Raw genomic sequence first — 14614 nt, forward strand, 5'->3', positions numbered from 1 at the left:
CGGTCCGGTCAGTTGCCGATCAGCGGCAACACCGGCACGCACGGCACCGCGGGCGCGCGGTCCGGATCGAGCGCCGCCAGCGCGTGTCCCGCGGTCACCGGGTCGACCACCAGGGCGAGGTGGTCGGCCAGGTCTTGTTCGCACCCGTCCTGTACCACGATGTTCCGCACGTTCGGTGCGTCGACGATGCTGCTGGTGAACGGCACCACCACCTCGTCGTAGCGACTGATGAGATTGGTGTAGGCCACCCCGGGCACGGTGGGGCCCCCGTCCGAACGCATCCGGCTCATGAACGCCGAACTGGTCAGCACCTGCGGCAACGGACCACTCATGTCACCGAGCGCCGCTTCGGCCGCCGTCCGCAGGCTCGTGCCGGGCGCACCGAGCAACTGCATGCCGCTGCTCATGGCGAAATGATCCGAGCCGTTCCACGGCGCGGCGATGGCCACGAATCTGGCCACCCGGTCGGCCCCGCCCAGGAACTTCACGTAATAGCCGCCGACCAGCCCGCCCATCGAGTGGGTGAGAAAGTCGACCCGGTCGGCACCGGTGGCTGCGCGGACCCGCTCGACGAAGTCCGCGACCTCCGCGGCGCCGTGCTCGATCGGCAGCCGTCCCTTGACCGCGACAGCCGGCCACGTGTCGGAGCTGCGCTCGCCCCAATTCATCGAGAAGACGCAGTAGCCCGCGTGGTGCAGCATCGGCGCCATGGCCTGCCAAGCGATCGTCTGGTTCTCGAACTGCCCGTGCAGCAACACCACTGGATTCGGATGCTCGGCCGACGGCCGGCAGGACCAGTCGTTCGCACCGGGCGGTGGCGCGTCGCCACGGGGGCTCGCCGCCATCGCGGCCATGCCGGCCGCCAGCCGGAAGTCGGCGGGCGGGACGTCCGGGACGGCGGCCGCGCGCTGCGCGCCGCACAGCAGCACGACGGGCATGCCGATCCCGACAATCAACGATCGAAGACATCTCGCCTTACGCGGACTTCCCATGTGCCGATACCTTTCATCGCTCCGGGCGAGCATTCGGCCCGCAGGCAATCAGATTAACGGCGGGTTCCGCGGCGGCGGGAATATACATCTCGTTGTGCCGCATAGCCGTTTGGGTATGCCTCGACGACTACCACGAGCGCCACATCGAATAAATGGTATCCAGTAAAAAGCGTGTTACACCCTGCGTTACTTCTCGCGAATGTCGGCCATCTCCGCCGCGGTCTCGGTCAGGCATTCGAGCAACGCGTTGGCGGCCGGACTCAGCGTGCGGGCCGACAATGTGACCCCCACGCTGTGACCGATCGGCTCGAGCGATACCGCGAGGCAGGCGAGACCGGGGTCGTCGCGCACCAGCAGATTCGGCAGCGCGGCGATGACATCGTCACTCAGCAACAGTTGCCGCACCGTGAGAAAGGAGGTCGCCTCGACCAGGTTGGTAGGCAACGGAATCGAGTTGCGCGCGAAGAATTCCTCCAGCTCACGCCGGAGCGCGGTTTCCTGACCCGGCAATATCCAGGGGAACTCGGCGAGGTCGGCGAGGTCGATATCGGTGGTCGCGGCCAGCGGGTGATCGGTGCGGACCACCAACTCGATGAATTCGTCATACAGCTTGCGCCGCTCGACCTGACCGTCCGACGGTGCGGTGATCCGCCCGACGATCATGTCGACCCGCCCCGCGGCCAACTCGACCAGCAGCGGCTGGGGCGCCGCCTCCCGGACCACCACCGTCACCTGCGGGCGCTGCCGCTTGAGTGCCGCTATCGCGCGCGGCAGCAGCACGTTCGATCCGGCGAGATGGGTACCCACAAGCACGGTTCCGCGCTCGGCCGCGGCGAGTTCGACCATGTGCCTGCCCGCTTCGGTCAGCTGCGCCAGCACCGCGCGACCGTGCTCGGCGAACGCGGAACCGTACACGGTGGGACTGATACCGCGCGGCCCGCGGTCGAACAGCGGCACCCCGACGATGTCTTCCAACTCCTGCAGCCCGCGCGTCGCGACCGGTTGCGCCACATGTAACTCCGCCGCCGCGCCGATCACGCTGCCCTGCCGGATGAGCGCGTCGAGCAGCACCAGATGGCGGAGTTTCAACCGCCCGTCGAGCAACCGCGGAGTCTTCATATTGCGACTCTAACCATGGCGGAGGCTAACCAGCGGCAACTATCCGGCATCGGCAAGCAGGGGCGGGGTGGTGCCGAGTCACCAGGGGGTCTGCGGGAAACCGTCACATTCTCAACCATCTCGGCGAGATCTACGACGCGCTGTAGCCGGCACTTCCCGCCGCGGGCCCGAGCGCCGAGATCCCGGTTTCGTTGACCTACCCCTGAAAGAATGAGACGATCGCCATATAATCATCTCATCACGGGCGGGTTCACGCGCCCGAGAAGGAGTACTCATGTCTTCGGTCATCGACGCCCGAACGGCGGACACCCAGCGCGTGTTCGAGCCCGCCCAGGAAACTCCCGCCGAGATCACGCTGCCCGTCACCGGCACGATCCCGCAGGAACTTCGCGGCACCCTCTACCGCAACGGACCGGCGCGCTGGGAAGCCGGCGGATTCCGTGCCGGGCACCCCTTCGACGGCGACGGACTGGTGTCGAAGTTCGTCATCGATGCCGGTCAGATCCGATTCCGCTCCCGTTACGTCCGCACCCCGAAATACCTTGCCGCACAAGATGGTCGCGGCGCACGCGTGCGCGGGCTCTACAGTCAGGCCAGAGGCCTGACCAACCCAGGACGCCCGCCCGCCGACAGCGCCAACACCCACGCCGTACCGCACGGGCAGCGCCTGCTCGCCCTCAGCGACGCGGGCCGGCCCTGGGAACTCGACCCCGAGGACCTGCGCACCCACGGCCCCTGCGACTTCGACGGACAACTACCCCGGCTGAGCCGCTTCTCGCCGCACCCCAAGATCGACCCGGTCACCGGTGAACTGTTCAACTTCGGCCTCGACATCGCCCTCGGCCACAAGGTCCCCGCCGGGCTACGCTGCTACCGCGTCGATCCCCAGGGCCGCATGCACCGCGCCGGACTCGTCCGCCTCGACGCCGCGCTCATCCAGCACGACTTCGCCATCACCGAACGCTATCTCGTCTTCGCCCTCGCCCCGATCACCGTCGACCCCGCCCGAGCCGCACTGGCCGCCCTCGGCATCGGCACCTACGGCGACTCCGCCGACTACCGTCCCGAACGCGGCATGCGTATCGTCCTGGTCCCCCGCGACGGCAGCGAACAGCGCGTCATCGAATGCGACCCCTTCGTCTACATCCACGTCGACAACGCCTACGACGACGGCACCGACGTCGTACTCGACGTCGTCCGCTACGACGCCTTCGACTTCATCAGCACCGGACTCAAGAACTTCCGTTCCGGCCTTCCCGGTTTCGGCGTCCCCACCCGAGTACGAATCACGCGGTCCGGTCGCGTAACCCGCGAGGACATCGGCGAGCTCGCATCGCTCGAGTTCCCCATGCACGACGACCGCCGCACCGGCCGCACCCACCGCTTCAGCTACTACGCCGCCCACCACCCCGACCGCGACGCCGCCCTCGTCAAGTACGACCACCAGACCGGCACCGAACGCCGGCACACCTTCACCGACGGCGAATTCCCCGGCGAACCCGTCTTCGTCCCCCGCGCCACCAAAGCCGCCGAAGACGAAGGCTGGATCCTCTCGGTCACCTACCTCGCCGCCGAACACCGAACCGCCCTCATCATTCTCGACGCCCGAAACCTCGAAGCCCCACCCCTGGCCACCGCCCGCCTCGACCACCACATCTTCCCCGGCTTCCACGGCAGCTTCACTCCCGAAGTGACCACCCGTAAATAGCCGAGCCCGCCCAACCGCAGCCGCCAGCGTAAACCCGGTAGACCATCACACGTCGCGCAACCAGCTGCGCTGACACCAACACAGTTGCCCCGCACGCACTCTTCTGGCGTGCGGGGCAACGCGCGCATGGGGCGATCGCATCGAGACGAAACACCTTCGGCGCAACCGCTGTTCAGTTGCCGGTACCTGGAAAACACTTAATTGCAACTGATTTCGAACACAATGCGCCAGCGGGCGCCCCCTGCCGTCGAGAAACGTACCGAAGTATTGAACGGGGCACTAGCATCGCGCAGTGACGAAAGAACGCCGCAGCCGACTGCTTACCGTGGGTGAGTTGCAGTACCGATGGAAGACCTACCACCATCATGTGGATGGCTGCGAAGAAGTCCTGCGACTGCGGCAGATCGGTTCGGCAGCAGGGCTGACACTGGTTTTCGCCCCGATGGAGAGCGCCGAGTCCCGGACGGCGGATTCTCCGCGGCCGGCGACATCCGAATCGGCGACCGCTCACTGAATCTCAACCTGCCCAGCGTGGTCCGCGCCTTTGTCGACGCGGCTACCGAAGCGGGCTGGACGACCGAGACGCGCACCATCACCCGCCGCAACGGCTGGGACCTGTTCGATGACGCCTACACCCGAATCGCCAACCACTGACCCCCTCGGCACACCGAACCAGACCTGCCCCGCCGAGACCGCACAAAGCGTCCATATGTTTCGGTGTGAAACATATGGACGCTCTGGGGAACTCGTTTCGAGGGGGCGCTCAGACCAGGGGCTTGCCCTGTTGGATGCGGCGGCGCAGGTCCCACATGTAGTAGTTGATCGGGAAGGAGCGCAGGACGGTGGGCAAGCGGCGGTAGATCAGGCCGAGGGTGCGCATGATGATCGTGAGGGTGCGCTCTTGGCGCGGTGTCCAGCTCATGCGCATCTGCGCGCGCAGGGGCGGCGGGAGCGTGCCGGTGACGAAGAACCGGTGCACGGGCGCGGCGAGCACCCGCACCGGCCACGGCATCATCGTCAAATCGATCAGACCGTCGAAGTACTCGCGGATCGTGTCGTCGATGACGCGCGTGGCGAGCTCGGTCTGTATGTAGTCCTCGAACGCCTCGCCGTCGGCCGGCCAGAGAGACTCAGGCATCTGCAAGGTAGTGCCCAGGCGCGCGGTTTCGGCGTACACCTTCGCCCCCAACTCCGCATCGATCGGCCCGTGCATCCGCCGGTGCAGATCGAGACCACCCCAGGCGATACACGCCGCCACCCACAACTGCAGCCGAGGATCGAAGGCGTTGTACTTCACCGGACTGTCCGGCGACGAGCGCACCTGCCGATGCGAGCCGTTGACGGCCTGCCGGTACGCCGCCCGCTCTTCCTCGGTACCCAGCAGTGCCACACCGATGTAGGTCAACGTGGTGCGCAACCGTTTCACCGGATGCTTGTCGATCCGACCCGACTCCACCGGGCTCTCGTACACCCCATAACCCACGGCCGGATGACTCAATTGCATGATCACATTGGCCATCCCGCCGAGAAACAGTGGCGCGCCCTCGAGAAACGGCGTCAGATCAACCTCCTCCACGGCATCGGCGGACATGTTTGCCGTGACGGTGTGCGGCGCATCCTCGATCGCGGTCATCACCACTCCTTTGAGACGATGTTGCACAAACCTTCTCACTATTTCAGCCCGCGGTCAAGGAGTCCCCCTCCCTATTGTGGACAGTGATGACCGAGTCAGAACCACGTCGCGGATGGCTGTCAAGGGCTACGCGCGCAGCCGGGAGCACAGGCCCGATCACGTCGATCCGCGAATCGATAGCCAGGGGCGAGGACTCGGAGGTCGGCGCAGAGCGGCGCGCACGGCGCCACTGGCCCACCGAGATTCGCAGCGTGCGCGGACGGGTGGTGCTGGCTTTCGCCCTCAGCGCGAGCCTCGTCTCGCTCTTCCTGGTGCTGTCGGTGTTCACCATCGGCCGCGGTTATATGCAGGCCCAACGCGAGCGCACGGTCGAGCGGATCGCGGGCGCGCACGCCCAACTGCTGCATGCCCGGCTGGCAGTCCCAGGAACCTCTGCGCCACAGGCATTGTCGACGCTCACGCCGACACCCGACACCGTGCTGGCGCTGCGCTGGAACTCCGAATGGCACGTCACCGATTCCGGCGCCGAGCCGGAGCTGCTCCCCCTCGTTCAGACCTCGGGCACCGAACCGCTTCCGGCGGAACGGATTCGGCTGCACGGCAACCCGTACCTGCGGGCAGGCGCGCAACTCGACGAGTCGGGCGGCATCCTCTACGAATTCGCGCCGCTCACCGAACTGGAGGCGACCTTGCGCGCACTGCGCACGCTGCTCATCCTCTGCGCCATCGCCGCCACCGCCATCGGCGCGGCACTCGGCGTGTGGGCCAGCCGGCGCGCGTTGAAACCGCTACACCAGGTGGCGGGCGCGGCGGCCAGAATCTCCTCCGGCGAACTCGGCCTGCGGCTGCCACGTACGCACGATCGCGACTTGGCCACAACCGTCGACGCTTTCAACGGCATGCTCGATTCGTTGCAGCAGCGGATCGATCGTGAGCGTCGGCTGGTCGCCGATATCGGCCACGAACTACGGACCCCGCTGACCACCTTGACCACCAGCGTCGGCGTCATGGCTCGGCACCGCGACGAGCTACCGGAGCGACCGCGCATGGCGTTCGGTCTGATCAGTGCCGAGCTCGAGCACCTGCGTCGACTGCTCGACGACCTCTTGGCCCTCGCCAGGGCCGAGGCGGGGATCCATCGTTCGCAACCCGAACCGCTTTCGCTACGCGAACTGGTGACCTACACCCTCGCCGGACGCAAGTTCGCGCCCGAGCTGCTCACCGTCGCCGAGGATGTCTCGATCGACGGACGCAAGATCGAACTCGAACGCGCCATCGCCAATCTGCTCGACAACGCCGATCGGCACGGCGGCGGCCTCACCGAGGTGACCGTCGCCCGCGACGGCCGGGACGCGCTGATCCACATCGACGACGCGGGACCGGGAGTGCCCGAGGGCGACCGCGAGCGGATATTCGAGCGTTTCGTCACGGCCAAGATCGGCCGTCGCACCGGTACCGGCACCGGCATCGGTCTCGCGCTCGTCGCCGAAACGGTTGCCGCACACCACGGTTCGGTCACCTGCACGGACCGACCCGGTGGTGGTGCCCGCTTCGTCGTTCGGCTGCCCGTCACCGGCACCCACCCGTCACACGACGACAAAGCAGCCGACGAAGCGCCGCGAAATCATCGAGCGGAACAGGCTCGGTGACCGGGACTCGATTCCGTGGCGGGGCCCGAAGGCCGGGCCGCCGCAGCACGTACCGCTCCCACCGAACGGAAGTCGGATTCTAGGCGATGGCCTTTTCGTAGGCTTCTACGACGTCGGCGGCGATCCGGCCGCGGCTGGACACCGAGATCCCCTTCTTGCGCGCCCACTCGCGGATCGCGGCGGTCTGCTCACGATCGCGCACCGACCGCCCCTTGGCGCCTTTGGTCCGCGGCGCCTTGCCGATCCGGCGCGCGGACTCGGTCCATGGCTCGAGCGCCGCACGCAGTTTGCCCGCGTTCTTCCGCGACAGGTCGATCTCGTACTCGACCCCGTCGATGCCGAACCGGACGGTTTCTTCGGCTTTCGATTCGCCGTCGAAGTCGTCCACAAGTTCGACAGTGACCTTGCGCGCCACAACAACTCCTTCTGATCAATCGGAAACTGGGAGATGCCAGCGTAATCCGATTTCGAACGGAATCCAGTTTCGCCGCGCGACGAGCGCGTTGACCATATGCCGGCCGGCGTCGCCGTCCTCGGGTTCGAGTTCGCGGGATATCCGGCGCACCAAGCGACCAGAACTGTCGATCACCTGGTAAACGCACTATGAGGCCGGGCAGCCGGACGGCGCGCACCGACCTGGCCGTCCGCCGAGAAGGGGCGTCCGCTCGCGGCGACGAAACCGGCAGCACCGGTGCTCAGGCCGCTATTGCGCCGACGGCGACGACCGACCCCAGGCGCGGGTCAATCCGAAGAACTCCGAAATCACCTCGGCCGCGACCAACCCGCCGCCGACCGCGTCGTCTCGGCGCAGCCGACGCCGGCGCGGGCCAGGGATCTCGTGCCCGCCCCCGAGCACGGTGTACCCGGTCACCGGCGGACGGCCGGGCTGCGCGTAATCGGTGCGGGCGACCCAACCGGTACCGGTGTCGATCCAGCGCGTCGACGGCGCCCGATCGATCCCGTTGCGCGCGGCGAACCACGCGAGCGTGTCCGGGAAGGATTCATGCGCCCCTTTGCCGAATAGTGGACGCCGCTGCCGGGGTGTGCGACGCAACCCCACCGCGCCGCCGCCCCACGGCGCGAGCGTGTCGGCGGTGCCGTGCAATGCCACGACCGGCAACGGCCGCGCCGCCAGGTCGGCGCACGTTCGATTGTCCGGTGCGGGCAGGGTACTCGAAATCAACGCCGCGCCCGCGAGCAGCTCGGGCGCGTCGCAGAGCAACCGAATTGCCATTTGCCCGCCGAGGGAGAATCCGACGACGAATGGTTGTGGGTCCAATGTCCAAGTAGTGCTGAGATGTTCCGACAGCGCCCGCAGAAATCCGACATCGTCGACATCCTTGACCCGCCGGGACAACATCACCGCTTTGCGCGCGGAATTCCATTCCCGATCGACACCGTCGGGATATGCCACCACCGCACCGTCACGTGCCGCGAACACATCGAACGATCCCCCGGTATACCGCCGCATCGACTCGTAGGTATCGCGCAGCCCATGCAACACGATGATCAGCGGCGCACCCGCCCGCACCGCCTCGGGCCGCACGATCCGATAAGTCCGGTGCCGCTCGTGCACCAGGACTTCCTCGGTGACGACGACGTTCGGCGAGCCCCCATGCATCATCCCAAGATAGCGAAAAAGCCCGCCTCGTCACCTACCGGCAGACCGGTCCGTACTCGACCCGACCGCACCGACAGGCCGATGACCGGGGGTTCCTCCGCTATTTCGGAGCGAACCGCGGGCCAGGTCCGCGCACAACGGCACCGGCGTTCCCCTGTGCCGACTAACTGTGACCGGCGGTTAGGGCTGCGGACGCTGCCCGAGATCAGTATGCTCGAACGCGCTTCATCGAAACATGCTGTAGTCGAACCTATTTGGATGTACCGGTCGGTTTGTCTAGCGGGCCGGGCGGCCACGGGCGCACGAGCAGGGAGGCACAACGTGTCACGGTCTCGCCGACCACGCGAATCGGATCGAGCGCTACCCCCGCTGCGACTGCGCCTACTATCCGTGCGCTGACCCTGTCCCCGCTACCATGCCGGTCCGGCGTCGGGTAGTCGCTCCGGTCTCGTTCACGAACGACTTTCCGACTCGAAAGACCCTGCTGTCGCGTGGATCTCGTCAACTGATACTTTCCAAGGAGTAATCGTCATGGCCATGTTATCTGCTCCGGCACGACCGACGTCCGAGCGCGATCGCCCGCTAGGCGATCCCTCGGCGCCGCCCTCCGACGGCCATCGCGAGTGACGCTCCATACGCCGGAGTTCGCGGCGGATCCACACAGTGCCTATCAAGTCATGCGTGACCAGCACGGATCGGTGGTACCGCTGGAACTGGCTCCGGGGGTACCCGCGACGCTGATCATCGGCTACCGGGAAGCGTTGCAAATCCTGAGCGATCCCCTGCACTTTCCCGCCGATCCCCGGGCATGGCAATCGGGTCACATCTCGGGTTGTCCGGTCCTGCCCACGATGGGGTGGCGCCCCGGCGCACCACGCAGCTCCGAGCTGGAATACGCGCGATTCCGCAGTGCCACCACGGCCTGCCTGAATCAGCTCGATCTGTACGCGTTGCGCACCGCGGTCGAACGCGTCGCCTCGCGGCTGATCAACAGCTTCTGCGAGGCCGGATCGGCCGATCTGCTCAGCCAGTACGCCATTCCACTGACCGTCGAGGTGCTCCACGACGTACTGGGATTCGGGCCGGACAGCGGCCGCAAGGCGTTCTCGGCGCTGGTCGCCCTGCGCAACGCCGCCGACGCGGTGTCGGCGGAATCGGGCGACGAGTTGCTGACCGCGGCGATCGCGGAGACGGTGGCCGCGAAACAGGTCGATCCGGGTCCGGACGTCATCTCGTGGCTGCTGCAGCGCTGCGCGGGTGCCGATGAGAAGGATCTGATCGATCAGGTGGCCACGCTGTATGTCACCGGCACCGAACCGACCTGGAATCTGATCGCGAACACGGTGCTGCTGCTGTCGACCGATGACCGGTTCGGCGGCGAGCTACTGGGCGGGGCACTGTCCATCCGCGACGCGATCGACGAGGTGCTCTTCACCGACCCGCCGGTGGCGAACTCGTGCTTCAGCTATCCGCGGCAACCGCAGATCGTGGGGAACACCTGGCTGCCGGTGGATCAACCGGTGCTGGTCAGCCTGGCCGCCTGTAACGCCGATCCGGCCGCGGCCGACGGTGACCGCACGGGCAACCGTTCGCATCTGTCCTGGGGCGCTGGCGCGCATTCCTGCCCGGCCCAATCGGTGGCGATGGTCATCGTCCAGGAGGCGCTCGACCAGTTGCTCGACGCGCTACCCGACGTCGAGCTCGCCGTGCCGGAAACTCAATTACAGTGGCGGACAGGCGGTTTCCACCGCGCGCTGGCCGCACTTCCGGTGCGGTTCCCGGCGTCGCCGCCGCTGAATCTCGGCTGAGACACCCCGACGCAAGCGCCTCGCTGAGCCGGACTTCGACCGGCTCAGCGAGCTTTCATCCAGCACCCCAACGGTTTCCCCGTGGCGAGCATCAGCCCACCGGCAGCGGCGCGGTCGGCGGAAACACCACCGGCAGGGTGGTCAGGGCCCGGTGGAACGGGCCGGGGCGCCACACGAGTTCCTCCTTCGGGACCGCCAGCTTCAACTCCGGCAGTACGTCCAGGAGTTGATCGATGACCTCCTGGGCGAGCAGCAGGCCGTACGGCCTGGCGTGCGCGGGGCAGGCATGCGGTCCGGTGCTGAACGCCAGATTCCAGCCGTTGTCGAGGAATTCCCCGGTGTTCATCTCCGGGTCGGTGTTGCACGCGGCCATGCTCACGATGACCGGCTGATTCGCGGGCAGCCACACCCCTTCGATGATGATCGGCTGACGCGGATAGGTGATGCAGTAGTTCGCCATCGGCGGGTCGGTGGCCAGCCGTTCGTCGAGCGCGGTCTTGGTCGAGAGCGGGCAGCCGTTGTCCACCGTGGTGAACCGGGGATCGGTCAGCATCAGCAACAGCGTGTTGGCGACGAGGTTCAGCGGCGGTTCGACGCCCGCCGCGAACAGCAGGACCAACTGGTGCACCATCTCCTCGTCGGTCAGTCCGGCGGGATGCTGGACCAGCCGCGTGGTGACATCGTCGGCGGGGTGCGTGCGCTTCAACGTGGTGAGGTCGAGCAACGCGCCGCCCATGATCGCGTTCACCGTGTCGGTGTCCACGCCGTCGAACATCGCCGCGCTGGCCTTCGCGACGCGCTCACCGATTTCGGGCGGGCAGCCCAGAACCTGGCAGAAGACCGAAAAGACCAGCGGGAGAACATACTGGCTCAGCACGTCGGCGTTCCCGTCACGACAGAACGTGTTGATGATCGGCGCCGCGGATCGCTCGACTATGGATCGCAGGAAGTTCAGATCCATTCCGGCCAACGCGTCGTTCAGCGCGGCACGGTAACGCGCGTGCTCGGCGCCGCTGGTCCGGATCGCGTTGGGACGGTACTCGATCATCGGCATGATCGGGATATCGGCGGGCACGGTCTTCTGCCAGATGCTCGGATCGGCGGGAAAATGCTCGGAGTCGTTGAGGATTCGGACGGCGGTGCGATATTTGATGACCAGGGTCGCTGGCACCCCGGGCCACATCTCGACCGGGACCAAGGGTCCGTAGTCCTTACGCATCCGACGGTAGAACTTGTGCGGATCGGCGGCAAACTCTTCGCTGCAAATCGCGATTCGAGGACCTGCGAACTCGATCGACGGGGTCGAGGCGGTGGTGGAGCCCTGATGCGTGTGCTGCGGATGCACTGACGTCTCCTTGGTGTCGGTTTCGCCAGCATCGTACCCGCGACGCGCCAGGAAAATCACCGCTATCTTGTTCCCTGTCAACAAGATTGCGGGCATCGCGGCGGATCCGGACATACCTCGCCGGATAGACGCAGCTACGGCGCCCCTGCCGGGCGCCGTAGCCGTTTCCGATGTTGCTGATGGACGCTTGATCAGTGCCGTCGGGTGCTCGCGCAGCGCGAGTCCCACGCGGCGGGCAGATCCTGGGACAACACCGGAGCGCCGAGCGTCTCGTCGTCGAGCTCGAACGCGTCCAGCACCGCGGGTAGCCGCTCGGCCAGTTCATCGATGGCCCGAGCGAGCCGCCGCTTCGTGGCGTCGATCGCGGTGATGTCGATCAGTCCGTGCACCAGATACCAGGTGGCATGTTCCATCACGTGATGCAGCGCGAAAACATCACGGATGGCGGCTATTTCGGGAAGATCGGCCTGCTCGTCGAGCAACCGCAGCGCCGCCTCGGTGCAGTACGCCTCGGCGAGATCGAGCGCCTCGGGGATGACCGCCAGCCGATCCGCGAGCGCCGGTGTCGCCAGATGCCGTTGCGCCTCCTGCGCGATCGTGAGCGTCCGCGCGCCGACCAACCGCATGAGGTCGTCGGAATCGGCGGTATCGTGCGCACGAACCTTCGGCGGCAACGTACCGGCTAGTTGCTTGGCAAGCACCCGTCCGGCGACCGAACCCAGGACGTGGCAGTCACCTTCGCCGGTGATGGCGGCATGGCAGACACCGAGGTAGTCGGCGACCCGGTTGGCGCTGAACATGCCCTGCGCGCCCATCTTGATCCGGCAGTGCGTGACCGTTTCCAGCGCGTGCAACTGGATGAAGTGCTTGGCCAGCATCACCGACACCACTGTGTCCCGATCGGTGAGATCGCTTCCGGCAAGGGCGGTTTTGATCGAGTTGCCGTACACGGTTCGAGCCACGGTGCCCGCCAGATCGGTGAGCAAGGTGTCGCGCACGTGCGGGATGTCGACCATCAGCGGGGTGTCGACCGCGGTCAAGGGGACTACCCGCTTTCCCGCGTACCGCAGCGCGATGTACAGCGCCGCGCGTGCCGAGGCATTCAAGCACGACGAGAGCGCCAGCCGCCCGACCGTCAACTGACTGATCGCCGAGGCGAACGCCCGCCGCCTGCTGGTCGCGTCGCGCCACGTCAGCACACCCCGGTCATCGATCGTCGCCAGGTCATTGCTCAACCAGGCGCTGCGCTCGACCCGCAGATTGTCGAAACTGATCACCGAGTTGTCCATGATGACCAGCGGCTGATGGTCGAGCTGGGTGATCCGCACGCCGGCACACGGTTCACCGTTGGCGTCGCGCAGCCGCGCGGTGAACAGGTGCACGCCCTGATCGACGCCCGCCGCGTCGATGAACCGCGCGCCGATGACACAAACCCGGGCGACCGGTATGCCCACGCTGGGCATGAACTTTCGCGCCCGCGGGTGCGGGGTGTTGAGCACGAACCCGTCACCATCCCACGTCGCGGTGGTCTGCATGAAACCGATGTTCGAACCGCACCCGTACTCGGTCAGCAGCATCACGCCGATGCTGGACGCGTCATCCAGATCGTGCAGATACGGTGCGGCGGAATCGGAATCGGTCAGGGTGGCCAGGCTGCCGGAGGCCAGATTGTAGTGACCGGAGATCAGCGGGATCAGGTCCGTCGCCAGCACCGCGGACCAGTCGAACACCGCGAAAAGCTCGGGCAGGTCCGTGGCGACAGCACGGGTGCTGCCGATCCGCTTGACCAGATCCCGCAGCTGATCGTATGCGTTCTGGCGCCGCTGTTCCTGACTCTGCCGCTCCGTGACGGCGAAGTCCGGGTTGCGCAGCACCCGCTGCAGTCGTAAATGGAACTCTCGGTCGCCGTGCCGAAGCAGCCCAGCTAGCGAGGTATTCTCCCGGAGCATTTGTGTGACCACTACCGCCTCCTACTTCGTTCGATCCCAGCGGTTGCTCGTCCACCGTCGGGCATACCCGGGCCATCGCCGCCGAGCTACACCGCTCCGGTACGGTCGCTACCGCGCAGCTACGCGAAACCACCGAGGACCGGGTCAGCCGCAACGATCACCTGTCAAAGTTCAATGCGCCACATACCTTCTCGTAAGGTTTTGTTCACTTGACCACCGAATTCACTTGCAGCAACGCGAACTCGACGTACCGATCCGACTCCCGTCGACAGATGCGGGGCCACCGGAAATGGTCGCGACCGGATCGGGATTGACATGACTACAAGTGTAGAGTGCTGGTGCGTGAGTTATCAATGGGGAGAACGCATTTCGGCGTTTCAGTGAAAACCCGGTCGCAGGGTCGGCGAAATAGCCCCACTCAGTTGTACCGGGCGGTCACACCTGAAAACATTGAGATGCCATAGGTTGTGATCATCACCGGCGCAGAACTCGGTGCGGAAGAACGTATTCAGCCGAGCGTGCTCGCCTCGGCTCCGGATGCAGCCCACCTGCGGCTGGCAGAATTTGGTCGGTGTCGTACAGGCATCACCCACCTCTCACAACAGATCCAGGGTACGGTCGCTCGCCCGAGAAATGGTGTTGTTCAGCCGGAGTTTTCCCACACCGTCGCAAGAACCGACTCACGTCCGGCCTGTCACCACCGATCGTGATCGATCGTCACGCACGATCACAGTGGTCCCCACGCGCCTATTACGCCCCCCGACATCCATGCGTTGCAGTGTAATCCGCG

The 14614-nt window shown here is 66.2% G+C and carries 12 protein-coding genes; 5 read left to right on the top strand and 7 right to left on the bottom strand.

Going from position 1 to position 14614, the window contains the following annotated elements; genetic code table 11:
* Positions 1–8 precede the first annotated feature (8 nt).
* Both F5X71_RS19865 and F5X71_RS19870 read right to left on the bottom strand, forming a co-directional pair.
* The gene (locus tag F5X71_RS19865) at positions 9–938 is read right to left on the bottom strand and encodes an esterase/lipase family protein (RefSeq protein ID WP_167463398.1); all 930 of its coding nucleotides are present in this window, start codon (positions 936–938) and stop codon (positions 9–11) included.
* 240 nt (positions 939–1178) lie between these two features.
* Complete coding sequence (locus tag F5X71_RS19870) at positions 1179–2111, bottom strand: LysR substrate-binding domain-containing protein (RefSeq protein WP_167463399.1); 933 nt, start codon at positions 2109–2111, stop codon at positions 1179–1181.
* 274 nt (positions 2112–2385) lie between these two features.
* Between F5X71_RS19870 and F5X71_RS19875 the strand changes: the two genes are divergently transcribed.
* The 3 genes from F5X71_RS19875 (at position 2386) to F5X71_RS37480 (ending at position 4473) form a co-directional block, all read left to right on the top strand.
* A complete protein-coding gene (locus F5X71_RS19875; RefSeq protein WP_167463400.1) occupies positions 2386–3819 on the top strand; it encodes a carotenoid oxygenase family protein in 1434 nt (477 codons plus the stop codon).
* A 292-nt stretch (positions 3820–4111) separates the two neighbouring features.
* Positions 4112–4333 carry a hypothetical protein gene (locus tag F5X71_RS19880; protein WP_167463401.1) on the top strand — a complete coding sequence of 74 codons (222 nt, stop codon included), beginning with the start codon at positions 4112–4114 and terminating at the stop codon, positions 4331–4333.
* A 17-nt stretch (positions 4334–4350) separates the two neighbouring features.
* Positions 4351–4473 carry a hypothetical protein gene (locus F5X71_RS37480; protein ID WP_275106736.1) on the top strand — a complete coding sequence of 41 codons (123 nt, stop codon included), beginning with the start codon at positions 4351–4353 and terminating at the stop codon, positions 4471–4473.
* 109 nt (positions 4474–4582) lie between these two features.
* Here F5X71_RS37480 and F5X71_RS19885 read toward each other — a convergent pair whose 3' ends face one another.
* The gene (locus F5X71_RS19885; RefSeq protein WP_167463402.1) at positions 4583–5452 is read right to left on the bottom strand and encodes an oxygenase MpaB family protein; all 870 of its coding nucleotides are present in this window, start codon (positions 5450–5452) and stop codon (positions 4583–4585) included.
* Positions 5453–5703: 251 nt separating this feature from the next.
* Between F5X71_RS19885 and F5X71_RS19890 the strand changes: the two genes are divergently transcribed.
* Positions 5704–7101, top strand: coding sequence for a HAMP domain-containing sensor histidine kinase (locus F5X71_RS19890; RefSeq protein ID WP_238815337.1), 1398 nt, complete (start codon positions 5704–5706; stop codon positions 7099–7101).
* Between the two features lie 79 nt (positions 7102–7180).
* On the opposite strand, the gene F5X71_RS19895 is transcribed toward F5X71_RS19890, so the two are convergent.
* Positions 7181–7516: a histone-like nucleoid-structuring protein Lsr2 gene (locus tag F5X71_RS19895; protein WP_167463404.1), complete on the bottom strand. Its 336-nt coding sequence runs from the start codon at positions 7514–7516 to the stop codon at positions 7181–7183.
* Positions 7517–7804: 288 nt separating this feature from the next.
* Positions 7805–8722: an alpha/beta hydrolase family esterase gene (locus F5X71_RS19900; RefSeq protein ID WP_167463405.1), complete on the bottom strand. Its 918-nt coding sequence runs from the start codon at positions 8720–8722 to the stop codon at positions 7805–7807.
* A 677-nt stretch (positions 8723–9399) separates the two neighbouring features.
* On the opposite strand from F5X71_RS19900, the gene F5X71_RS19905 reads away from it, so the two are divergent.
* Positions 9400–10530 (top strand): cytochrome P450, encoded by a 1131-nt coding sequence (locus F5X71_RS19905; RefSeq protein WP_238815338.1) that lies wholly within the window; start codon positions 9400–9402, stop codon positions 10528–10530.
* A gap of 91 nt (positions 10531–10621) precedes the next feature.
* Here the strand turns inward: F5X71_RS19905 and F5X71_RS19910 are convergent, their stop codons facing one another.
* Positions 10622–11875 carry a cytochrome P450 gene (locus F5X71_RS19910; RefSeq protein WP_238815339.1) on the bottom strand — a complete coding sequence of 418 codons (1254 nt, stop codon included), beginning with the start codon at positions 11873–11875 and terminating at the stop codon, positions 10622–10624.
* Positions 11876–12066: 191 nt separating this feature from the next.
* Positions 12067–13836, bottom strand: a complete 1770-nt coding sequence (locus F5X71_RS19915) for a hypothetical protein (protein WP_167463407.1) — start codon at positions 13834–13836, stop codon at positions 12067–12069.
* Positions 13837–14614: the final 778 nt, after the last annotated feature.

This window comes from Nocardia brasiliensis, assembly GCF_011801125.1.
In the GTDB taxonomy this organism is placed as follows: Bacteria; Actinomycetota; Actinomycetes; order Mycobacteriales; family Mycobacteriaceae; genus Nocardia; species Nocardia brasiliensis_C.